Annotated in this window: 17 protein-coding genes; 15 read left to right on the top strand and 2 right to left on the bottom strand. The window is 45.2% G+C overall.

Annotation, left to right across the window (positions count from 1 at the left end; all coding sequences use genetic code 11):
* Positions 1-109: 109 nt before the first annotated feature.
* Positions 110-1,324, top strand: coding sequence for an aminotransferase class I/II-fold pyridoxal phosphate-dependent enzyme (locus BUA56_RS00640; RefSeq protein WP_072848248.1), 1,215 nt, complete (start codon positions 110-112; stop codon positions 1,322-1,324).
* 96 nt (positions 1,325-1,420) lie between these two features.
* Complete coding sequence (locus tag BUA56_RS00635) at positions 1,421-2,296, top strand: DMT family transporter (protein WP_072848247.1); 876 nt, start codon at positions 1,421-1,423, stop codon at positions 2,294-2,296.
* Between the two features lie 56 nt (positions 2,297-2,352).
* Here the strand turns inward: BUA56_RS00635 and BUA56_RS00630 are convergent, their stop codons facing one another.
* A complete protein-coding gene (locus tag BUA56_RS00630) occupies positions 2,353-4,596 on the bottom strand; it encodes an ATP-binding cassette domain-containing protein (RefSeq protein WP_072848245.1) in 2,244 nt (747 codons plus the stop codon).
* Positions 4,597-4,741: 145 nt separating this feature from the next.
* Positions 4,742-5,185, bottom strand: coding sequence for a hypothetical protein (locus tag BUA56_RS00625; protein ID WP_072848243.1), 444 nt, complete (start codon positions 5,183-5,185; stop codon positions 4,742-4,744).
* Between the two features lie 181 nt (positions 5,186-5,366).
* Between BUA56_RS00625 and dltA the strand changes: the two genes are divergently transcribed.
* The 13 genes from dltA (at position 5,367) to BUA56_RS00555 (ending at position 21,838) form a co-directional block, all read left to right on the top strand.
* Positions 5,367-6,917: a D-alanine--poly(phosphoribitol) ligase subunit DltA gene (gene dltA, locus BUA56_RS00620; RefSeq protein ID WP_072848241.1), complete on the top strand. Its 1,551-nt coding sequence runs from the start codon at positions 5,367-5,369 to the stop codon at positions 6,915-6,917.
* Positions 6,914-8,077, top strand: a complete 1,164-nt coding sequence (dltB, locus tag BUA56_RS00615; protein WP_072848239.1) for a D-alanyl-lipoteichoic acid biosynthesis protein DltB — start codon at positions 6,914-6,916, stop codon at positions 8,075-8,077. The genes dltA and dltB overlap by 4 nt, the downstream gene beginning before the upstream one ends.
* Positions 8,078-8,094: 17 nt before the next feature.
* The gene (gene dltC / locus BUA56_RS00610; RefSeq protein ID WP_072848237.1) at positions 8,095-8,325 is read left to right on the top strand and encodes a D-alanine--poly(phosphoribitol) ligase subunit DltC; all 231 of its coding nucleotides are present in this window, start codon (positions 8,095-8,097) and stop codon (positions 8,323-8,325) included.
* A gap of 1 nt (position 8,326) precedes the next feature.
* Positions 8,327-9,499, top strand: a complete 1,173-nt coding sequence (gene dltD / locus BUA56_RS00605) for a D-alanyl-lipoteichoic acid biosynthesis protein DltD (RefSeq protein ID WP_072848235.1) — start codon at positions 8,327-8,329, stop codon at positions 9,497-9,499.
* A gap of 241 nt (positions 9,500-9,740) precedes the next feature.
* A complete protein-coding gene (locus tag BUA56_RS00600) occupies positions 9,741-10,589 on the top strand; it encodes a MurR/RpiR family transcriptional regulator (protein ID WP_072848233.1) in 849 nt (282 codons plus the stop codon).
* 451 nt (positions 10,590-11,040) lie between these two features.
* On the top strand, positions 11,041-12,078 hold the full coding sequence (locus BUA56_RS00590; protein ID WP_072848230.1) for a zinc-dependent dehydrogenase: 1,038 nt from the start codon (positions 11,041-11,043) through the stop codon (positions 12,076-12,078).
* Positions 12,079-12,135: 57 nt separating this feature from the next.
* The gene (locus tag BUA56_RS00585) at positions 12,136-12,972 is read left to right on the top strand and encodes a class I fructose-bisphosphate aldolase (protein WP_072848228.1); all 837 of its coding nucleotides are present in this window, start codon (positions 12,136-12,138) and stop codon (positions 12,970-12,972) included.
* 78 nt (positions 12,973-13,050) lie between these two features.
* Complete coding sequence (locus BUA56_RS00580) at positions 13,051-14,586, top strand: xylulokinase (RefSeq protein ID WP_072848227.1); 1,536 nt, start codon at positions 13,051-13,053, stop codon at positions 14,584-14,586.
* A 119-nt stretch (positions 14,587-14,705) separates the two neighbouring features.
* Positions 14,706-15,662 (top strand): D-2-hydroxyacid dehydrogenase, encoded by a 957-nt coding sequence (locus BUA56_RS00575; protein ID WP_072848225.1) that lies wholly within the window; start codon positions 14,706-14,708, stop codon positions 15,660-15,662.
* Between the two features lie 142 nt (positions 15,663-15,804).
* On the top strand, positions 15,805-17,184 hold the full coding sequence (locus tag BUA56_RS00570; RefSeq protein WP_072848223.1) for an MATE family efflux transporter: 1,380 nt from the start codon (positions 15,805-15,807) through the stop codon (positions 17,182-17,184).
* A 173-nt stretch (positions 17,185-17,357) separates the two neighbouring features.
* Positions 17,358-17,840: a MarR family winged helix-turn-helix transcriptional regulator gene (locus BUA56_RS00565; RefSeq protein WP_072848221.1), complete on the top strand. Its 483-nt coding sequence runs from the start codon at positions 17,358-17,360 to the stop codon at positions 17,838-17,840.
* Positions 17,841-17,844: 4 nt separating this feature from the next.
* A complete protein-coding gene (locus BUA56_RS00560; RefSeq protein ID WP_072848219.1) occupies positions 17,845-20,010 on the top strand; it encodes an ABC transporter ATP-binding protein in 2,166 nt (721 codons plus the stop codon).
* Entirely contained in the window at positions 20,003-21,838 is a 1,836-nt protein-coding gene (locus BUA56_RS00555; RefSeq protein WP_072848218.1) for an ABC transporter ATP-binding protein, read from the top strand. The genes BUA56_RS00560 and BUA56_RS00555 overlap by 8 nt, the downstream gene beginning before the upstream one ends.
* Positions 21,839-21,913: the final 75 nt, after the last annotated feature.

The raw sequence follows: 21,913 nt of genomic DNA, 5'->3' as shown, positions 1-21,913 counted from the left end.
AAAATACGGAAAAGCGCAGTGAAATCCGAAGATTTTGTTGCGTTTTTTTTTGAATAATGGTAAACTGCTTCTAATACCGTAATATAATATGAAAAAAGGAGGGTGAAGTATGAGAACATTTGAAAAATCAGGGAAACTGGAGAATGTATGCTACGACGTGCGGGGACCGGTGGTGGAAGAAGCGAGCCGTATGAGTGAGAATGGCATTGATATCCTGAAGCTGAATATTGGAAATCCGGCACCGTTTGGGTTTTCCGCACCGGAAGAAGTGATTGCAGATATGATTGCCACCCTCAGAGATTCTCAGGGATATTCCGACTCCCGGGGGATTTTTTCAGCCAGAAAGGCAATTATGCAGTATTGTCAGCTGAAGAACATTCCGGGTGTGGAAATGAACGATATTTATACGGGCAATGGTGTCAGCGAACTGATAAATATGGCTATGCAGGGATTGGTGGACGATGGAGACGAGATTCTGGTTCCCTCCCCGGACTATCCCCTGTGGACAGGGTGCGTGAATCTGTCGGGGGGGAAGGCTGTGCACTATGTATGCGACGAAGATGCGGACTGGTATCCGGATATGGACGATATCAGAAAAAAGGTTACAGATAGAACAAAAGCTATAGTCATTATCAATCCCAACAATCCTACGGGAGCTCTTTACCCCAGAGAGGTTCTGGAAGAGATTGTAGCCATTGCCAGAGAACATGAATTAATTATTTTCTCCGACGAAATCTACGATCGTCTTGTATTTGACGGGCAGGAGCATATATCCATTGCCTCGCTGGCTCCGGATTTGTTCTGTGTTACCCTAAATGGTCTGTCTAAATCTCATATGGTTGCAGGCTTCAGAATTGGTTGGATGGTGTTAAGCGGCAGAAAAACACATGTGCAGGGATACATTGAAGGCTTGAATATGCTGTCTAATATGCGGCTTTGCTCCAATGTCCCGGCGCAGGCTATTGTACAGACAGCTCTGGGCGGATACCAGAGTGTGAATGAATATATTCAGCCAGGAGGAAGGATTTATGAGCAGAGGGAATACATATACGAGGCGTTGAATGATATTCCCGGAATAACGGCGAAAAAGCCAAAGGCAGCATTCTATATCTTTCCCAAGGTGGACGTCAAGAAATTTAATATAACGGACGATGAGCAGTTTTGCCTGGACTTTCTGAAGGAAAAGCGGGTATTGCTGGTCCATGGGGGTGGTTTTAACTGGGAAGAACCGGATCATTTCAGGATCGTATATCTGCCGGCCCAGCCCCAGCTGGAAGATGCAGTGGGAAAATTAGGGGACTTTTTAGAGCATTACAGACAGTAGATCGTAAACGGCGGAGGGTTTCCGCCGTTTTACTATGTAGAGAAACTGTCTATATTGCTGTGAGAATAGCATTTCTGTGAGGAGGAGAGAGATTGGATGATCATAAAGAAAAAATATAAGGGAATACTCTGTATTCTGTCGGCGGCGTTCTGGTTCGCACTTATGAGTCTTTGTGTGCGGCTTTCCGGAGATCTGCCCTCGGTACAAAAAAGCTTTTTCAGAAATCTGGTGGCATTCTTTTTTGCGGCCTTTATTCTTTTCAGAGAAAAAGAATGGTTTTCCGGGGAGAAAGGCAATATAAAATACCTGATCCTGCGTTCTTTGTTCGGAACCATAGGAATCTTAGGCAATTTTTATGCGGTGGATCACCTGATGCTGGCAGATGCCACCATGCTGAATAAAATGTCCCCATTTTTTGCCATTGTCTTCAGCTATTTTCTTCTGAAAGAAAAGGTTAGGCCTTTTCAAATCTTTGCTGTAGCAATTGCTTTTGGGGGAAGTATGCTGATTGTAAAACCTGCCGTTCTGGGAATGGACATAATTCCCGCATTTATAGGCCTTTTGGGAGGGATAGGTGCGGGTGCCGCTTACACTATGGTTCGGATACTGGGAGAGCGGAAAGAAAAGGGGGCGTTTATTGTCTTTTTCTTTTCCGGATTCTCCTGTCTTGTTACCCTGCCGTTTCTTGTATGGCAGTTTCATCCCATGAGCTTTGGGCAGACAGCCATTCTTCTCCTGGCCGGACTCTGTGCCGCAGGAGGGCAGTTTTCCATCACAGCTGCATACTATTATGCACCGGCCAGAGAAGTATCGGTTTATGATTATACGCAGGTGGTATTTTCTGCTGTCCTGGGATATTTTATCTTTGGACAGGTTCCGGATGTATATAGCTGGCTGGGGTATTTGGTAATCTGCGGGATGGGCGTGTTGATGTTTTTGTATCAGAACAGGTGGATGGCGCGGGGACGTTGAGAGTAATCCCGCGGCAGCTGACTGCATTGGACAGGAGAAAGGCCTGCATCCCCACATTACCGGGAGCATGATGCTCTCAGACTATCCGCTGTAAGGGTTTTTGCGTTCTTTACCATTTCCATTGGTGTTCCCATGAATATCACCTCGCCGCCATTTTTGCCTCCGTCCGGACCTATATCTATGATCCAGTCGGCTTGCTTCACCACATCCAGGTTGTGCTCAATTACTACCAGGGTGTTTCCCAGGGACACAAGTGTGTCGAACAGCTTTAACAGGTTTTGGATATCGGACATGTGCAGCCCTGTGGTCGGCTCATCCATGATGATAATGCTTCCCTTTTTTCCGAGATTCTTTGCCAGCTTGATTCTTTGCCGTTCTCCCCCTGACAGGGTGCTGAGCGGCTGTCCTAAAGTCAGATAGCCTAATCCCACCATCTGCATCTGCTCCAGATGTTTTTTAATCTTAGTATTCTCGAATATATCCATTGCCTGTGCTGCAGTAAGGTTCAGCAGTTGGACGATATTTTTTCCTTTGTAGGTACAGGTCAGGGCTTCCTTGTTATACCGTACTCCGCCGCAGGTCTCACACTCTGTGATTATTGGGTCCATAAAAGCGAGTTCAGTAACAATGACGCCTTTTCCTCTGCACACCGGGCAGGCGCCTATGGAATTGAAACTGAACCATCCATCTTCTTTGCTATTTTCTCTAGCCAGCAGTTTCCGTATTTCATCAAAAAAGCCAAGGTATGAGGCGGGAGTGGAACGGTTTGTTGCCTTGATTGGGCTCTGGTCAATTATCACAACTTCATTTTCATACTGTTTGGCAAATACCCGGGAGATCAGGGTGCTTTTTCCTGAACCGGCTACGCCGGTCACAGCAGTCATTATACCCAGCGGGATATCCACATCTACATGCTTTAAATTATGCAGACAGGCGTCCCGCACCGGAAGACTGCCCACTGGCTGGCGGGGTGTCTGCCTGACCGGCAAAATCTGGAGCAAGGCTTTTCCGGTCAGTGTGTTTGACCGGAGCAAGTCCGGATAACTGCCTGCAAAAACGATTTCCCCTCCGTTTTGTCCGGCCTGCGGTCCCACATCAATCACATAATCGGCAATGGAGATCACATCTTTATCATGTTCTACCACAAGAACTGTATTGCCCTTATCGCGGAGCTGTTTCAAAAGGCTGTTCATACGGTAGACGTCACGGGGATGCATCCCGGAGCTGGGTTCATCAAATATATAGGTCATCCCCGTCAGGCTGCTGCCCATGTACCGAACCAGCTTCAGTCTCTGTGCTTCCCCGCCGGACAGAGACGGTGTTTCGCGGTTCAGATGAAGATAGGGCAGTCCGATCTCTATCATTCTGTCCAGCCCTTCTATGAGTGTCTGTATGAGCACATCTACAGTTGGGACTGACAGCTGAGACAGCACTTCTCTCAGCTGTGTCAGTTCCATGTCGCACATGTCTGCGATGGAATATCCCTCTATTTTGCAGCGCAGCGCAGCCTCACTTAAACGCTGTCCCCGGCAGCTGGTACATTCTATCTCAGAAATCAGGGTTTGGGACTTTTCCTGAGTGTGTTTACTTTTGATACTAATATCACGATTTAAGAGAGTTTTTGTATACTTATGGATTAATCCGATTACTTTAGGATTTTCAGGCTCGCCTTTGCCGTTCTGAGAACCATACATAAGAAGATTGTATTCTTCTCTGGAATACTCTTTAATTGGCTTATCAAGGTCAAACAGGCCAGAGTCTGCATACTGTCTCCAGTACCAGGAGCCTGGACGATATAAAGAATCCTTTAGGCAGCCCTGATTCCATGATTTGTTCATATCTAAAATGGAAGCTATATTAACTTCTGAAATTCTGCCAAGCCCGGAACAGGTTTTGCACATTCCGTTGGGATCGTTAAAAGAAAAGTAAGATGCCGTGCCTGCATAAGGCTTTCCTAATCTAGAAAACAACAGCCGCAGACTGGAGTACAGACCGCTGACGGTCCCTACCGTTGAGCGGGCATTTCCTCCCAGAGGAGACTGATCTACAACCACTGACGCTGTCAGATTATCTATTCGTTCCACCGACGGCTTGGGGTACTTAGGCAGCCTTGAACGCACAAATGCCGGATAGGTGGCATTCATCTGACGCTGGGACTCTGCGGCGATGGTATCAAAGACAATGCTGGATTTACCGGAGCCGGACACACCGGTAAAAACTGTGATTTTTTCTTTTGGTATAGTAAATGTAATATGTTTTAAATTATTTTGGGTAAGTCCCTGCACAATGATATCTGTCATCTGAGTACACCTCTTTTTCTGTTTTATCATACCCTGCGGCAAGGTATACAGCACTCACCGCATTCTAAGGATAGTTTCTGGGTACATCGTATCAGAAGAGGCCGCCCTGTTCATGATATTTTTTGCGGAGTTTGCCCCATTAAATTCATTTAATGCTCTTTATGTAATTCTCTCTAAAACGATTCGCCCATTTTTTATCCTGAAACACCTCCTCAGAAAATAATTCCTCCAGAATCTGCTTGTATTCCTCTACAGTGCATACGCACAGAGGGAGAGGATATTTTTTGTATATATCGTCTGCCATATCCAGCTTGTAGTGGCCTTTTAGGGACCGCAGACCCGATATCATTTCGCTGTCCGGGCAAGGGGGCACGAAAAGGGCTTTCAGGTCTTTTTTTGAATAAATGCCCTGAAGTCCGTAGCAATAGGCGGTGTAATTATCAATGCACCCGCTGAACTCATAGTAGGCGGCCAGAAGAAGCTGAGACAGGGCGTTTTCTGGCTGATTCTTTTGACAGTAAGCGCTATAACTGCTCAGGCAGTCACTTTTTAACTGTGAAAAATCGGTATAGGCGGAATAAGTACTCATAGAAAACCTCCTTCTTATGGGCAAGAATATCATACAAAAAATGAAAAATCAATCAAAGAATTACCGCTAAAATACGGGGAATGGGGACGAATTAAGATAAAATTAAGAATATCTTTGGAAAGGTGCCACCGAATTATTAAAAACTTAGGACTATACTCATACTGTTGTAAAAAGTCAGAATATGACGAATGAAGGTGAGGAAGACTGTGTGGAACTATTAGAAAAAATAAAGCAGCAGAGCGGTCTGCGGGGGAGTCAGACTGCTTTTATTGGGGAGGGGGAGAGTCTTACTTACAGGCAGATAGAAGAATACTCCGGCCGGCTGGGGGGATGGCTTTTAGATTCTTTTCCTGAGGAGAAAGGACCTGTGGTGGTTTACGGACATAAAAATCCATATATGCTGGTATGTTTTTTGGCCTGTGTAAAAGCAGGGCGGGCCTATTGTCCGGTGGATCTGTCCGTGCCTTATGCAAGAGTCAGAGATATTATTCAGGCGGTACAGCCTCCGGTTATTTTTGCGGTGGGCCCCACACCTCAGGACACAGAAGCATCTCTGACCCTGAACAGAATAAGAGCGCTGGGGAAAGAATACCCCAGAGCAGCCGGCAGGGAGCACTGGGTGAAGGCCGAGGACATTTTTTATATTATTTTCACCTCCGGCAGCACAGGCACACCAAAAGGCGTGGAAATTACATATGAGTGTCTGAACCGGTTTCTGGACTGGTCAAAGGATTTGGGGACACCAGAAGAGGAGAAGTCCGGAAAGGTATTTTTAAACCAGGCCCCCTTTTCCTTTGACCTTTCCGTTATGGACCTGTATACTTGCCTCTTCTGTGGGGGAACGCTGCGGGCGCTGGACAAGAAAACACAGGGCGACTACGGCGTGCTGCTGCAGGAACTGAAAGAGTCCCGGGCGGCTGTTTGGGTTTCCACTCCATCTTTTGCGGATATCTGTCTGGCAGACAGCAAATTTAATGGTGAACTTATGGAAAGGCTGGAAGTGTTCCTGTTCTGCGGCGAGATTCTGACCAACCAGACAGCCTTAAGGCTGAAGGAACGGTTTCCTCATGCAAAGGTAATGAACACCTATGGCCCCACGGAGTCTACGGTAGCGGTAACAGAGGTTGAGATTACTGAGTGGATGGGGGAACATGAAGTACCCCTGCCGGTAGGCAGGGCAAAGCCGGGAACCAGGATAGAGATCCGGAATCAGGAGGGCGCTGAGGTTCCTGACGGTGAAACGGGAGAGATTGTGATTATAGGAGATACTGTAAGCACCGGATACTACGGACAGTCATCCCTGACAGAACAGGCGTTTTTTCAGGAAAGGGGCGGGGTCCGGGGATATTATACACAGGATCAGGGATATAAAAAAGACGGAATGCTGTACTTTGGAGGGCGTATGGACTTTCAGGTCAAGCTTCACGGATACCGTATTGAACTGGGGGATATTGAAAATAATCTGCGGATTCTGCCAGGGATCCGTCAGGCAGTGGTGATGCCCAGATGGGAAGAGGAAAAAGTAAAGAGCCTGGTTGCTTTTCTGACTTGGGAACCTGACGCTGTGCTGGCAGGGGCAAAGCCTTTTCAAATCTCGCAGGAGATTAAACGGCAGCTGAAGGAATATCTGCCTGATTACATGATACCCAAAAAGATTATTTTCCTGGATAAGATTCCGGTCAATACAAATGGAAAGGCAGATCGGGCGTATCTGAAAGGACTTCTGGAATGAGTTTTTATACAGATTTTATCTTCTTTCTTTGGCTGCTGATTCTGCTGATTCCGGCCTTTGTGCTGGGCATCCGGGAAAAAAGCCTAAGGATCTATACGGCGGTGTCTTCCCTGTTTATCATCTGGCTGGTGCTGAGAGGGGATTTGAGACAGCTGGCTTTCCTGGCTCTGTTTTATGTTCTGCAGCTGCATATTGTAAAGATATATCTGAGACTGCGAAGAATATACGGACGGAATGCTGTAATTTATGGCCATTTCATTCTTTTGTCTCTGCTGCCGCTGATTTTATGCAAGCTTTCGGGAATCCTGCCCTTTCATCTGTTCAATTTTCTGGGAATCTCTTATCTTACTTTTAAGGGGCTTCAGATAATTATAGAGACTTATGACGGGGTAATCCAGGAGATTGATGTTTTGTCGTTTACCTCCTTTCTTCTGTTCTTTCCCGCCATCAGCAGCGGTCCCATCGACAGGAGCCGAAGATTCGGGGAAGATTACAACCGTACGCTTTCCAGGACAGAATATCTGGAAATGGCGGGCAGAGGGTTGGAAAAAATACTCCTGGGCATGGTGTATAAATTTGTTTTGGCCGCCCTGCTTCATGAGGGCGTAGACTATTTTGTGTCCGGAAGTGGTTGGTATGAGGTTGCGGCCTATGCTTACTTCTATGGATTCTACATGTTTTTTGACTTTGCGGGATACAGTCTTATGGCAATCGGAACCAGTTATTTTTTCGGAATCAAAACGCCGGAGAATTTCAATAAACCATTTATTAGCAGAGATATGAAGGAGTTCTGGGATCGATGGCATATCACCTTGTCCCACTGGTTCAGGGATTTTATCTTCTCCCGCTTTATGATGAAGTCCATCAGAAAGAAATGGTTTTCCACCCGCCTGCAGGGCGCAGCGGCAGGATTCATTGTAAACATGCTCATTATGGGAATGTGGCATGGGATCTCCTTGTCCTATCTCTGCTACGGCTTATACCACGGCTGTCTTTTAGCAGCAACAGAGGTATATCAGAAAAAATCTAAATTTTATAAAAAGTATAAAAAATCAGTCTGGTATCAGGGAGTATCCTGGATCATTACTCTTCAGCTGGTAATGTTCGGGTTCCTTATATTTTCAGGGCGTTTCCTGGAACTGGTACAGGGACTGCAATAAAAAGGGAGGAACACAGAATGCAGGAAAAATTAATAGATATATTAGAAAGAATTTGTGAGGATGAGGTTGTGAGGGAGGATCTGGATCTGGATCTTTTTGAGGCAGGTTTGCTGGATTCTCTGGGGTTTACAGAGCTTCTGGTGGATATTGAAGATACCTTCGGCATTGTTATTTCCCCCTCAGAAGTAGAAAGAGAAGAGATGGCAACCGCCAATAAAATTCTGGCGCTGCTAGCCGAGCGGGGCTGATATGAGGCGGGTGATCGCATTTTTTACGGCCCTTGTGTTTTTTGGAGCGGCTGTTTTGGGGATGCATAGGTACGGGAAGTCACAGCTTGAGGCAGAACCCTCGGCAGTGGGAACCTGGACCAGTGAAGCAAAATTCAAATCGTGGGAGGCGATCCGAGAGAATGTAGATGAGAACACTATGGTAGTATTCGGATCGTCGGAGCTGGAGCACGGCAAGGGCACTCCCTTTCATCCGGAAGCGGTATTCTCTGGTCAGGAGTTTCATACTATGCTGATAGGAGCCGGATATTATCAAAGTCTGTCTCACGCAATTACCCTGTCAGCCATTGCCCCGGCGATTCAGAACCAAAAGGCAGTACTGATTCTCTCCCCCCAATGGTTCCGAAAAAAGGGAGTGCCTTCCAAAGCATATGCGTCCCGGTTTTCGGAGTCCAGCTATGTGGCTATGCTGAAAAACAAAAATCTTTCTCAAAAAACAAAAGATTATATTGCTCAGAGGACCATTACACTTCTGGAAGAGGATCCGAAAACCCAGGAGAGGGTAAAATCCTACAATAAGATATACTTAAAAAAGAAGGGCAGCCTGCCGGAGCACCTTTACTGTGCCCTTTATTCCGGTTTTATGGATGAAAAGGCAATGCAGACAGCTGTGGCCGGAATGAAAGCAGACGGGATTTCCAGCGGAAAGAGTAAGCCGTCCGGGAATTCGGCCATTGATTTTGAGAGGCTGAGGGCTGAAGCGGAGGCAGAAGGGGCAGAAGAGACAAAGGGTAATGAGTTTAATATTAAGGACAAATATTTCAGCAAACTCCAAAAAAAAGGGGTAAAGAAAAGGGAAAATTCAGGCACCAAAAGCAGCTACAGCAAATCTCCGGAATATGATGATCTGAGGTGCTTCCTGGATGTTTGCAGGGAGAATGGAATTACGCCTCTCCTGGTAAATGTTCCTGTAAATGGCTGGTGGTACGATTATACAGGGTTTTCTAAGGAGAAAAGGAACGAGTACTATCAGAACATCAGGGATATTGCAAAAGAGTATCAGGTAGTACTGGCAGATTATTCGGATAGAGAATATGAAAAATATTTCCTTGAAGATACCATGCATTTGGGATGGAAAGGATGGGTTGATGTGAGTGAAAGCATTTATAACTTTGCAAAACAAACTGAAAAATAGCAGAACGTTAAGGTTTGCGGCAGAGGTTCTGTTTTTTTTGATGTGTATGCTGATACTTTACGCTTACCTCCTCTATGCAGACTTGTCTACAGCGCCGGAATTTATATACAGCCAATTTTAATGGGATGAAAAAAATATTATTTTATCATACAAATATGAGAGAGATATTGAAAAATATTTTCAAGTATGATATGCTGTCCTTATAAAGCGTGAAAACGTGTAAGATTAAGGAGGCTGGGCTATGGTAGAAATTAGTTGTATTGAAAAGATTCGGGGAAAAGAAAAGCTGTTGACTAACACTGAAAAAAAAATAGCAGAATATGTTCTGAACCATTACGATAAAGTTTTAACTTATAATATTACTGAGCTGGCAGAAAGCGCAGGCGTCAGCGATGCTTCTGTCGTTCGCTTTTGCAAAAGCATCGGCTACAAGGGATATCAGGATTTTAAGATAAATGCTGCGAAGGATGTGCTCCCCAGGGAAAAACATTTTAATCCCAGTATTGAACAGTTTGATGACGTGGAGACAATCTGCAAAAAAATCTTCAGTTCAGAGATTACAGTACTGAACCGTACACTTGCCGGTTTGGAGAGAGGAACTCTGGAAAAGGTTGCAGATATGATTCGCCAGGCAGATAAGATTGTCTTTTTCGGCAGCGGCGGAAGTCTGCTTGTTGGCAAGGACGCACAGCATAAATTTATGAAAATAGGAATCCGTACTTATGTCTATGAAGACATTGATATGCAGCTGATGGCTTCTTCTTTGCTAGAAAAGGGGGATGTTGCCTTCTGCATATCCCACTCGGGCAGTAATTATAATGTCCTGAACTGCATGAAAAATGCCGAAAGCAAGGGGGCAGGTACTATTGCTTTAGTCAGTCAGGGGAAGACACCCCTATCCAAGACCGCAGATGTGGTTTTGTATACTGCTGCAGAAGAGACCATGTTTAAGTCCGAATCTGTGAGCACAAGGATAGCGCAGCTGGCTATGATTGATGTGATAGTGGCAATTATTGCATTTTCTGACTATGACAAGTCTTATGCAGCTATACAGGAGACTAGGGAGGCGACTTCTCAGAATAAATTTTAGTTCAGTAGGTCGTTCATTGCATGGTACAAATTCCGGACATACAGGAAACAGAAGTAAGAACAGCAGGTATCTGCAGCCATTGGAGTGCTGCTGCCTGCTGTTCTTACTTTTATTTCCTGCGTATCTGAAAGCTGTGTTTCGAGGCTTCTGGGAAGGAGTCCCGGAAATTCTTAAAGGTAAGAAATGTGAAAAAAAACTACAAAAATAATAATAGATAAGAAAAAATAAATTCAAATATATTGTAAAAAAGTTTCAAGCATATACATAAAAACCTAAAAAACCCCCATAATTATTCCTAAACTGTGAAATTACACAAAAAATCAAATGGTATTTGAAAAAATATTACAAAAATAAAAAATACTATTGAAAAAAGTTTTCAGAAGTGCTATGATTCATTCATAGGAACCTAGGAAAATAAGAACAGAATAAGGAAGATAAAGGAGTGGTTAAAATGAGAGCAGTTGTCCTAAACGGCCCGAATGATTTTAAAGCTGCGGAAGTGGAAAGGCCGGAGATTGGTGACAATGATATCCTTCTGCAGATGAAAAAAGCAGCTATCTGCGGAACGGATATGCGCATACTGGCAGGTACTAAGACAAAAGGGGTGCGTTATCCTTCCATCATCGGTCATGAAATGTGCGGTCTGATTTGTGAGGTTGGCAAGAATGTGAAAGGCTTTGAAGTAGGAGAAAAGGTATCTATTGCAAATGTAATCCCCTGTCATTCCTGTCACAGCTGTCTGACCGGAAGAGAAAATGCCTGTATGAACAGAAAAGCAATCGGATATGAGTTCGACGGAGGCTTTGCGGAATATGTACTAATTCCTGGCATTGCAATTGAGAGCGGCAATGTGGTGAAGCTTCCTGAAGATGTTTCCTTTGAAGAGGGTGCATTGATAGAACCCCTTTCCTGCTGTATCAGAGGCTTGAAAAATGCAGGAACAGGATTTAACGATTCCGTATTAATTGTGGGGGCAGGTCCCATCGGACTGATGCATCTGCAGCTGTCCAAAATTGTAGGAGCTAAGAAAGTAATTGTAAGTGAACCGATAGCTTCCAGAAGAGAAAAGGCGGAGAAGCTGGGAGCTGATCTGGTGATTGACCCCACAAAAGAAAACCTGGCTGACATAGTAATGAGAGAAACGGACAGTCTGGGAATGGATGTAATCGTGATGGCCATCGGTGTCCCGGCAATCATCAATTCCACCTTAAAGCTCTGCCGCAAGGGCGGAACCGTAAACTTATTTGCCGGATTTGCCGGAACCGGGGAATCTACCATTGAGGTAAATACCATCCATTACAATGAAATTAATGTAAACGGCAGTACGGCATACAAGAGAGAAGATTATTTTGAAGCAGCTGATATGGTGAAAAACAAGAAAGTTAATTTGAAAGAAATTGTGACACATACTTTCAAAATAGATGATTTCCAGGATGCATACGAAGTATGCAAAAGCGGTTCTGGATTAAAGGTACTCATAGAACCGTAGACAGAATTACAGCGGTATGTATAAAATTTAGTTTACATAAAAAGGAGAATAATTATTATGGCAATGTTAGGAAAAGCAGTAAGAATGAGCAGACTTGTGAACCCAAAGAGCAATAAGATGATGGCTATCACCGTAGACCATGCAATTTCCAGAGGTATTGCTCCCATGAAAGGCCTGCAGCCCATTCAGGATACCATCAATAAAATTGTTGCCGGCAGACCGAATGCTATGACCATGACAAAGGGGATCGCGGAACACTGCATGTGGGAACATGCGGGGGAGACTTCTATCTTATTAAAATGCTCCAGCTATTCACCTGTGCATCCAACAAAAGATATTGCGTTCGGCACTGTAGATGAGGCTATCCGCATGGGTGCGGATGCTGTCTCCATCGGGGCTATGACACTGGGGGACTTCCAGGATGTTCAGTTTGAAGAGATTGGAAGATTTTCTGAAGAATGTATGAGAAAAGGAATGCCTTTAATCGGACATGTTTATCCTAAAGGGGAATCTGTTCCCAAAGATCAGCAGACTGCCTGGGAAAATATTGCATACTGCTGCAGAAGCGCTGCGGAATTAGGAATTGATATTATTAAAACAACTTACACGGGAGATCCCGATACTATGGCAAAAGTAGTTGACTGCTGTCCGGCAAGAGTCGTGATTCAAGGCGGAGATGCTTGTAAGACCTTAGATGACTACCTGAATATGACAAGAGAAGCGATGGACTGCGGGGTAGGTGGAGTTACCATGGGAAGATTCGTATGGGATTATCCGGATATCACAGCCCTTGTGATTGCGCTGAGATACATTATTCATGAAGGATACAGTGTAAAAGAAGCAAAAGAACTGCTGGCTCAGTTGGAAAATGACAAAAACTACGATCAGTTCTAAGAAAATCTAACAGTACCACGGCTGCGGTAAGTTAGAATAAACCATAAAGTAAGATAGAAAGCATAGGCAGGTGTATATATGGAAGGCAGATTGTTGCTCGGGGTTGATGTGGGTACAACTAGCATAAAAGTAGCTGTTATAGATGAAAATGCAAAGGTGCTGGGGATCAGCAGCAGCCCCTACCGGATGATTACACCAAATCAGGAGTATGCACAGATAGACACGGAAGATATGTGGCAGTCTTATTTGAAATGTCTGCGGCTTCTGTTTGAAGAAAAGGAAATTGAGCCCTCCAGGATTGCAGGCATCAGTATTTCCAGTCTGTGCCCTGGTCTGGCAGCCATTGGTGAAAATGGGAAGATTCTTGTGGATCCCATTATTTATTCCGACAGAAGAAGCACAGAGGAAGCAGAGATTATAAAGGCAGCCGTTGGCGAGGACAGACTGTTTGAGATTACAGGCAATACAGCTATGGCCGGAGCGATTTCCGGAACTTCCATGTTATGGATCAAAAGGAATCTTGCGGATATCTATGAGAAAACAAAGTATTTTGGCCATGTGAATACTTTGATGGCCTTTAAGATGACCGGAAAATTCGCCATTGATTATTCGAACGCTTCCTACACGGCTCTTTTCGAGACGACCGGGGGCCTGAAATGGTCCGGGTTCCTCTGCGACAGGATTGGAATTTCAATGGATAAGCTTCCGCCCCTCATGGGTTCCACCGATGTTGTGGGAGGGCTGAATGAGGCCGCGTTAATAAAACTGGGGATTCCCGCGGGAACGCCTGTGGTGATTGGAGGTGCAGATACCCCCTGTGCGACTCTGGCGGCGGGGGTGACCAAAGGCGGGGATGTGTGTGAATCCGTCGGCACCACCAACGTGCTCACTATCTGTGTGGACGAGCCTAAATTCGACAGAAGCTTTATCAACCGATGTCACGTTGTGGAGGGAACCTGGATCTATCAGGGTGCTATGTCCCATACTGGTGCTTCCTATCAGTGGTTCCGGGATGAGTTTTGCCAGGATCTGCTAGAAAAGGCATCGGGAAGTTCTAAAAAAGCTTTTGATATGATGAATGAGGAGGCATCCCGGGCGAATCCCGGATGTGACGGGGTTGTTTTCCTGCCCTACATGATGGGTGAGAGAAGCCCTATCTGGGATCCCTTTGCAAGAGGGGTGTTTTTCGGAATCTCTCTTCATACAACCAGAAAAGAAATGAACAGGGCTATTATGGAAGGCTGTGGATACGGCCTGCGTCAAATGGCAGAAATTGCAGAGAAGGTGACCGGGAGAAAGATTACAGAATTCTCTTCCATAGGCGGAGGTGCAAAAAGTGAGGTGTGGGCTCAGATTAAAGCAGACATAACCGGCAGGAACATAAAGATTTTGGATATAAATGATATGGCTCCCATCGGCGCAGCACTCCTGGCGGGTGTGGGTGCGGGCGTGTTTCAGAATATCTATGAAGCCTCTGAAAAGGTAGAGAAAAAGGTTTACAAGGAAGTAATCAGCAGCCGGAAACATGATGAGGTGTATGAGAAGCAGTATACGGTTTATACGAGACTATATCCCCAAATAAAGGACTTATATAGAGTGGGAATTACTATATAGCAGAAGCCGTGGGAGCGCTGCCAGGAGATATTTGATTCTAAGGAAAAGACTGGATAACTTAACGCGGGGAAGCACCGGCAAAAAGTTTTGACTGTTTCTCCGGGAAATGAGGGAAAGATATGAAAATTGTTATATTAGATGGTTACACAGAGAATCCAGGGGACTTGAGCTGGGAAGGGTTTGAAGCACTGGGGGAGGTTACGGTATATGACCGCACTGCTCCGGAAGAGATTGTAAGCCGCATCGGGGATGCAGAGATTGTAATTCTGAATAAGGTTCCCATTACAGAAGAAACCTTAAATCAGTGCGGACATATCCGCTATATCGGAGTGCTGGCTACAGGATATAACGTAGTGGATGTGGATGCCTGCAGAAAGAGAGGGATCCCTGTGTGCAATATTCCTACTTACGGGACCGCTGCCGTAGGGCAGTTCGCAATTGCTATGCTTCTGGAGATCTGCCATCATGTGGCACATCACAGTGATGCAGTCCATGAAGGCCGTTGGGAAAGCAATCCGGACTGGTGTTTCTGGGATTACCCTCTGATTGAACTGGCAGACAAGACCATGGGGATCATTGGATTCGGGCGTATCGGACAGGCTACCGGACGTATTGCCAAAGCCTTGGGGATGCGGGTCATTGCCAACGATGAATATCCCAATGCCAGCGGAAAAGAGCTTGCGGAATATGTGCCCAGAGAGCAGCTTTTTGAGGAATCAGATGTGATTGCACTCCACTGTCCGCTGTTCCCGTCAACTGAGGGAATGATCAATAAAGAAAATATTGCTAAGATGAAGGACGGCGTGATTATTCTTAATAATTCCAGGGGGCCTCTGATTGTGGAAGAGGATCTTGCAGATGCGCTGAATTCAGGCAAAGTATATGCGGCAGGGCTTGACGTGGTGTCTGCGGAACCGATTCAAGGGGATAACCCCCTGCTGAAGGCGAAAAATTGTATTATCACCCCTCATATATCCTGGGCTCCCAAAGAGAGCAGACAGCGGCTGATGGATATAGCTGTGGAAAATCTGAAGGCATTTTTAGCTGGAGAAAGTGTAAACGTTGTCAATCCATAAATAAAATAAATGAAAAGAGAGGCGTCCGGAAACAGAAATCCTGTTTCAGGGACGTCTTTTTATGGGTCTGCATAAGAGCAAATTGTAAATTTTCCATAAAAGAGTATAATAGTATATAGAATACTTGCTGGAAGGTTGAACTATGAAAGGATTATTTAAAACAGAGGAGCATGATTTTACCCGGGGAAGTGTGGCGGGCAATATACTCAGGCTGGCCATTCCTATGACGCTGGCGCAGTTTATTAACATGCTCTACAATGTAATTGACCGAATGTACATAGGCAGGATTCCTCAGGCGGGCCCCCTGGCTCTTACAGGAGTGGGGGTGGCATTTCCTATCATCACAGGAGTCACAGCTTTTGCAAATCTCTATGGAAGCGGGGGAGCGCCGCTTTGCTCCATTGCCAGGGGACATAAAGAGGAGGGGAAGGCAGAGGAGATCATTGGAAATACGTTCTCGCTTCTGGTAATCACCGGAATTCTCCTTACAGTAATATGCCTTCTCGTGAAAAAACCGGTGTTGTATGCGTTTGGGGCCAGTGACATCACATTCCCATATGCGGATGCGTATACCAAAATCTATCTGCTGGGCAGTGTATTTGTTATGATAAGCCTGGGGATGAATGGATTCATTAATTCCCAGGGATTTGCGGAGATTGGAATGGGGACAGTTCTGGTAGGGGCGGTGCTGAATATTATTTTGGATCCTTTGTTTATCTTCGTCTTTCACCTTGGGGTGGAGGGTGCTGCCATTGCCACAGTGCTGTCACAGTTTGTATCGGCAGCCTGGGTGCTGAGATTCCTCACTGGAAAGAAGACGCTTTTAAAGCTCCGGATTCCAAATCTCCGGCTGCGCCTCACCATGGTAAAGGAGATTGTGGGGCTCGGTCTGTCCGGCTTCTGTATGTCCTTTACAAACTGTGCGGTTCAGGTGGTGTGCAATATCACCCTCCAGGCTCACGGCGGAGATGTCTATGTAGGAGTTATGACAATTATCAATTCTGTGCGGGAGATACTGACAGTGCCTGTGATGGGCTTTACCCAGGGGGCGCAGCCCGTACTGGGTTATAATTTCGGAGCGGGAAAGTATCAGAGAGTGAAATCAGGAATCAAGTTTATGTCTGTCACCTGTATTGTTTATACTACCGTAATGTGGGGGATTACGCTTCTGCTTCCGGGGGGATTCATCCGCCTTTTTAACGGGAGCGAGGCTATGTTTTCTCTGGGAATCCCGGCTATGCAGGTATACTTTTTTGGCTTTTGTTTTATGTCTCTCCAATTTTCCGGGCAGTCAGTCTTTACTGGGCTGGGAAAAGCAAAGCAGGCAATTTTCTTTTCGCTTTTGCGAAAGGCAGTAATCGTAATCCCTCTGACGATTCTCCTCCCATATGTGGGAAATCTGGGGGCCATGGGTGTTTTTCTGGCAGAGCCTGTCTCAAATTTTTTGGGAGGAACTGCCTGTTTTGTAACTATGTTGTGCACGGTCTGGCCGTCGCTCTCAAAGGCATGTGCGGAACCATAAATAATATGGTTCCGGGCATGCTTTTATTTAGTTGTCTAATTAATAAAACATGCTTTTTTATAAAAAAAGTGTAAATAAAAGATTTTTCTGTTGCATATCGGTAAAAATAGGTCTATTATATGTTAGTCGGCTAACAAATATAAAGGATGTGCATATGATAAGGAGGTGGAAAAATGGAGGAACAGGATACTCTGGATAATAACCTGCAGAGGATGCTTTTAAGGATCTCACATCTCTATTTTACAAAAATCTATCAGCAGATGGATGGGATCGGAATACATCCCGGACAAATCCCTATTATTAAGTTATTGGGATATAAGGGAGAGCTAAGCCAGAAGGAGATCTCACAATCTCTTCATATAAAGCCTCCGACTGTGGCAGTTTCCATTAAGCGTCTGGAGAAGTCAGGTCTGATTGAGCGAAAGCCTGACGCCAGGGATCAGAGAGTTACAAGAGTAAGCCTGACAGAAAAAGGATACCATATCTACAGGACAGCAATGAAACAGATACAAAACAATGAAAAAATTCTTTTTCAGGGGTTTACAGAGAGTGAGAAGTGTCTGTTCGCCCGTTTTTTTAAGCAGATAGAAGAGAATCTGGAAAGACTACCTGTAGATGACACCATAAAAACAGATTTTATGTGCGGAAAGGAATAAAGATATGTTGAAGATGTTTCGATACCTGAAGGATAAGTGGCATTATATTGTCTTGATTGTTGCCCTGCTTTTCCTTCAGGCGGTATGCGATTTATCCCTGCCGGATTATACTTCTAAGATTGTAAATATTGGGATTCAGCAAAAAGGTGTGGAAGATGCAGTTCCGGAAGAAATCAGGGAAGAAACCATGGATAAATTATATTTATTTATGGATGATACAGATCAGAAGACAGTTGCTGAGTCTTATGAGCTAAAAGACGGTATTTTCCGTTTGAAAAATATCAGCGAAGAGAAGAGAGAGAAGCTAAATAACATATTCGGTGTTCCCATGCTTGCTGTCACAGGACTCTCCGGAGATACGGATGAGGTAAAGGCTGTAAAGTCTCAGATGGGACTGGGGGAGGAGGCAGATATCTTTCAGGCTTTGTCCCAGATGCCAAAAGAGCAGCTGAAACAGATGATGGGAGCTATGGCGGATAAGTTTGAAAAAATGCCGGAATCGATTGTTACCCAGACTGCTGTTGTATTTGTGCAGGATGAGTATGATGCCATGGGCAAAGATGTGGGTCAGATGCAGATCCGGTATGTACTTATGTCAGGCCTAAAGATGCTGGGTCTGGCGCTTCTGGGGATGGCTGCTGCTATCTGCGTCACCTTTTTATCCTGCCGGGTAGCCGCAGGGCTGGGCAGGAATCTGAGAAATCATGTTTACAGAAAGGTTATCTCTTTCTCGGGAAGGGAGATGAACCAGTTCTCTACGGCATCTTTGATTACCCGCAGCACCAATGACATACAGCAGATTCAGATGGTTATGACTATGCTGTTCCGAATTGTGCTCTATGCTCCTATTTTGGGAATGGGAGGCGTGCTGAAGGTCCTGCAGTCCGATGCAGATATGACTTGGATTCTGGGGATTGCTGTGGTTTTAATTGTGATCGTTGTAGGACTGCTGTTTAAGATTGCAATGCCCAGATTTACCAAACTGCAGACTTTAATTGACAGGCTGAATCTGGTAACCAGAGAGATTTTGACGGGGATTCCTGTCATTCGTGCATTCAGTACAGAAAAGCACGAGGAAGAACGTTTTGAAAAGGCAAATCTGGAGCTGACCAGAACGAATCTTTTTGTCAACCGGTGCATGACATTTATGATGCCCATTATGATGCTGATTATGAATGGTGTTACGGTCCTAATCGTATATAACGGGGCTCATGCAGTGGATGCAGGCACTATGCAGGTGGGAAATATTATGGCATTTATGCAGTATGCCATGCAGATTATTATGGCATTTTTAATGATTACCATGATGTCTATTATGATACCCCGTGCCAATGTTGCGGCAAAGCGTATCAATGAAGTTCTGGGAACAGAGGTGTCAATCAAGGATCCCATGCAGCCGGAACATACTTTGGAGGACAGAAAGGGTGAAGTGGTATTTGACCATGTATCCTTTGAGTATCCGGGGGCAGAAGAAAAAGTTCTGAACGATATTTCCTTTACCGCTAAAAAGGGGCAGACGGTTGCCTTTATCGGCAGCACCGGCAGCGGCAAAAGTACTCTGGTGAATCTTATCCCCCGCTTTTTCGATGTGACAGAGGGAAGTATAACCGTGGACGGCGTGGATGTCCGCAAACTGTCCCTTAAGGAGCTGAGAGGGAAGCTGGGATACGTTCCACAGAAGGGAGTGCTCTTCTCAGGAACCATAGATTCTAATATCAGATACGGAAGAGAAGAGGCTACGGAGGCGGAAGTACAGAGGGCTGCAGAGATTGCACAGGCCTGGGACTTTATCAGTGAGAAGGAGGAAAAGCTGGATTCTCCTATTGCTCAGGGGGGAACCAATGTATCAGGCGGGCAGAAGCAGCGTCTTTCCATAGCCAGAGCTATTGCAAAAGAGCCGGAGATTTATATCTTCGACGACAGTTTTTCAGCGCTGGACTACAAGACGGATGTTGTTCTTCGAAAAGCACTGAAAAAAGAAACAAAGGACGCTACAACACTGATTGTAGCACAGAGAATCAGTACCATTCTGCATGCAGACAATATTATCGTACTGGACGATGGATGTATTGCAGGTCAGGGTACCCATAAAGAGTTATTAAAAACCTGTGACGTATATAAGCAAATCGCCATGTCTCAGCTGTCAGAGGAGGAATTAGCCAATGAGTAATCCAAGAAGAGGCCCCATGGGGGGACACGGCAAAATGGTGCCGGGAGAAAAGGCAAAGGACTTTAAAGGCACCATGAAGAAACTGATGAATTATATGAAGCGGTATAAAATCCGTATCTTCATTATGCTGGTATTTGCGGTGGGCGGAACTATTTTTAATATAGTGGGACCGAAGATTCTGGGTAAAGCCACAACGGAACTGATGAACGGCCTGATGGGAAAAATCAACGGGACCGGCGCCATTGATTTCAGCAAAATAGGAACCATACTGGCCACAGTACTCTGTCTGTATGCGGTGAGTTCTGTCTTCTCTTTTGTACAGGGCTATGTCATGTCAGGGATATCTAACGATGTCACGTACTGCCTTCGAAAAGAGATCTCTCAGAAGATTAACCGGATCCCTATGAAATACTTTGAAAGCCGTACCCACGGAGAGATTCTATCCAGGGTAACTAATGATGTAGATACACTGCAGATGAGCCTCAACCAGAGTATTACCCAGCTTATTACTTCAGTGACTACTCTGCTGGGCGCGCTGATTATGATGCTTAGCATTAATATCTGGATGACTTGTGCAGCCCTGCTGATTCTGCCGGTGTCTATGATGATTATAGGAAAAGTGATGAAGCATTCACAGAAATATTTCCAGGCGCAGCAGAGATATCTGGGAGAAGTAAACGGTCAGGTAGAGGAGATTTACAGCGGCCAAAATGTGGTGAAGGTATTTAACAAAGAAGATGCTGTGGTAGATGAATTTGAAAAGACAAATGATAAACTGTATGACTCAGCGTGGAAATCTCAGTTTTTCTCCGGAATGATGATGCCTATTATGCAGTTTGTTGGTAATCTGGGGTATGTTATGGTCGCCCTTTTGGGAGGTTTTCTTACCATCAAGGGAAGTATTGAAGTAGGAGATGTGCAGGCATTCTTCCAGTATATCAGAAACTTTACGCAGCCTGTACAGCAGATTGCACAGGTAACCAATATGCTTCAGTCATCTGCAGCGGCGTCGGAACGTGTCTTCGAATTTCTGGAGGAAGAGGAGGAAGACCAGACAGTAGATCAGCCTGCAGATATTGCAGATGTTGAGGGAAATGTTGAATTTGATCACGTATCCTTCGGCTATCATCCGGAGCAAATCATTATACACGACTTCTCTGCAGATATAAAATCAGGCCAGAAGGTGGCAATTGTGGGTCCTACCGGGGCCGGAAAAACCACTATGGTAAAACTTCTTATGCGTTTTTATGACGTGAATACGGGTGAGATTAAGGTTGACGGCCACAACATCAAGGACTTCAACAGAAGTGAGCTGAGAGAGCTTTTTGGCATGGTTCTTCAGGATACTTGGCTTTTCAACGGAACCATACTGGAGAACATCCGATACGGACGCCTGGATGCTACCGATGAAGAAGTAATAGAAGCTGCAAAAGCGGCACATGCACACAGATTTATCATGGCCCAGCCAGATGGCTATCAGACCATTCTGGATGAGGAAACCAGTAATATTTCTCAGGGGCAGAAGCAGCTGTTGACCATCGCGAGAACAATCCTTGCGGACAATAAGATATTGATCCTAGACGAGGCCACATCATCTGTAGATACCCGCACAGAGGTGAGAATTCAAAAGGCCATGGATAATCTCATGCGGGGAAGAACCAGCTTTATAATCGCCCACAGGCTCTCGACCATCCGTGACGCAGATTTGATTCTGGTCATGAGGGACGGAGATATCATCGAACAGGGAACACATGAGGAATTGCTGGCGAAGGGCGGATTTTATGAAAATCTCTACAACAGCCAGTTTGAAAAGGCGGAGGCGGTATAGAATTGGGGACGTGTTCTTTCTAGGAAGAACACGTCCCAATTTAAGATCGGCCTGTCCCATTTTAAAATGGACCTG

It is taken from the genome of Lactonifactor longoviformis DSM 17459 (assembly GCF_900129135.1).
Taxonomy (GTDB): domain Bacteria; phylum Bacillota; class Clostridia; order Lachnospirales; family Lachnospiraceae; genus Lactonifactor; species Lactonifactor longoviformis.
This window is presented reverse-complemented; position numbering and strand designations above follow the sequence as displayed.

What these genes read in the sequence shown, in the direction of transcription:
- BUA56_RS00575 (WP_072848225.1), top strand. Translation starts at nt 14,706, where the DNA reads ATGAAAATTGTTATATTAGATGGTTACACAGAGAATCCAGGGGACTTG.
- BUA56_RS00590 (WP_072848230.1), top strand. Translation starts at nt 11,041, where the DNA reads ATGAGAGCAGTTGTCCTAAACGGCCCGAATGATTTTAAAGCTGCGGAA.
- BUA56_RS00565 (WP_072848221.1), top strand. Translation starts at nt 17,358, where the DNA reads ATGGAGGAACAGGATACTCTGGATAATAACCTGCAGAGGATGCTTTTA.
- BUA56_RS00570 (WP_072848223.1), top strand. Translation starts at nt 15,805, where the DNA reads ATGAAAGGATTATTTAAAACAGAGGAGCATGATTTTACCCGGGGAAGT.
- dltB (WP_072848239.1), top strand. Translation starts at nt 6,914, where the DNA reads ATGAGTTTTTATACAGATTTTATCTTCTTTCTTTGGCTGCTGATTCTG.
- BUA56_RS00585 (WP_072848228.1), top strand. Translation starts at nt 12,136, where the DNA reads ATGGCAATGTTAGGAAAAGCAGTAAGAATGAGCAGACTTGTGAACCCA.
- BUA56_RS00600 (WP_072848233.1), top strand. Translation starts at nt 9,741, where the DNA reads ATGGTAGAAATTAGTTGTATTGAAAAGATTCGGGGAAAAGAAAAGCTG.
- BUA56_RS00630 (WP_072848245.1), bottom strand. Translation starts at nt 4,596, where the DNA reads ATGACAGATATCATTGTGCAGGGACTTACCCAAAATAATTTAAAACAT.
- dltC (WP_072848237.1), top strand. Translation starts at nt 8,095, where the DNA reads ATGCAGGAAAAATTAATAGATATATTAGAAAGAATTTGTGAGGATGAG.
- BUA56_RS00625 (WP_072848243.1), bottom strand. Translation starts at nt 5,185, where the DNA reads ATGAGTACTTATTCCGCCTATACCGATTTTTCACAGTTAAAAAGTGAC.
- dltA (WP_072848241.1), top strand. Translation starts at nt 5,367, where the DNA reads ATGACGAATGAAGGTGAGGAAGACTGTGTGGAACTATTAGAAAAAATA.
- BUA56_RS00580 (WP_072848227.1), top strand. Translation starts at nt 13,051, where the DNA reads ATGGAAGGCAGATTGTTGCTCGGGGTTGATGTGGGTACAACTAGCATA.
- BUA56_RS00635 (WP_072848247.1), top strand. Translation starts at nt 1,421, where the DNA reads ATGATCATAAAGAAAAAATATAAGGGAATACTCTGTATTCTGTCGGCG.
- BUA56_RS00560 (WP_072848219.1), top strand. Translation starts at nt 17,845, where the DNA reads ATGTTGAAGATGTTTCGATACCTGAAGGATAAGTGGCATTATATTGTC.
- BUA56_RS00555 (WP_072848218.1), top strand. Translation starts at nt 20,003, where the DNA reads ATGAGTAATCCAAGAAGAGGCCCCATGGGGGGACACGGCAAAATGGTG.
- dltD (WP_072848235.1), top strand. Translation starts at nt 8,327, where the DNA reads ATGAGGCGGGTGATCGCATTTTTTACGGCCCTTGTGTTTTTTGGAGCG.
- BUA56_RS00640 (WP_072848248.1), top strand. Translation starts at nt 110, where the DNA reads ATGAGAACATTTGAAAAATCAGGGAAACTGGAGAATGTATGCTACGAC.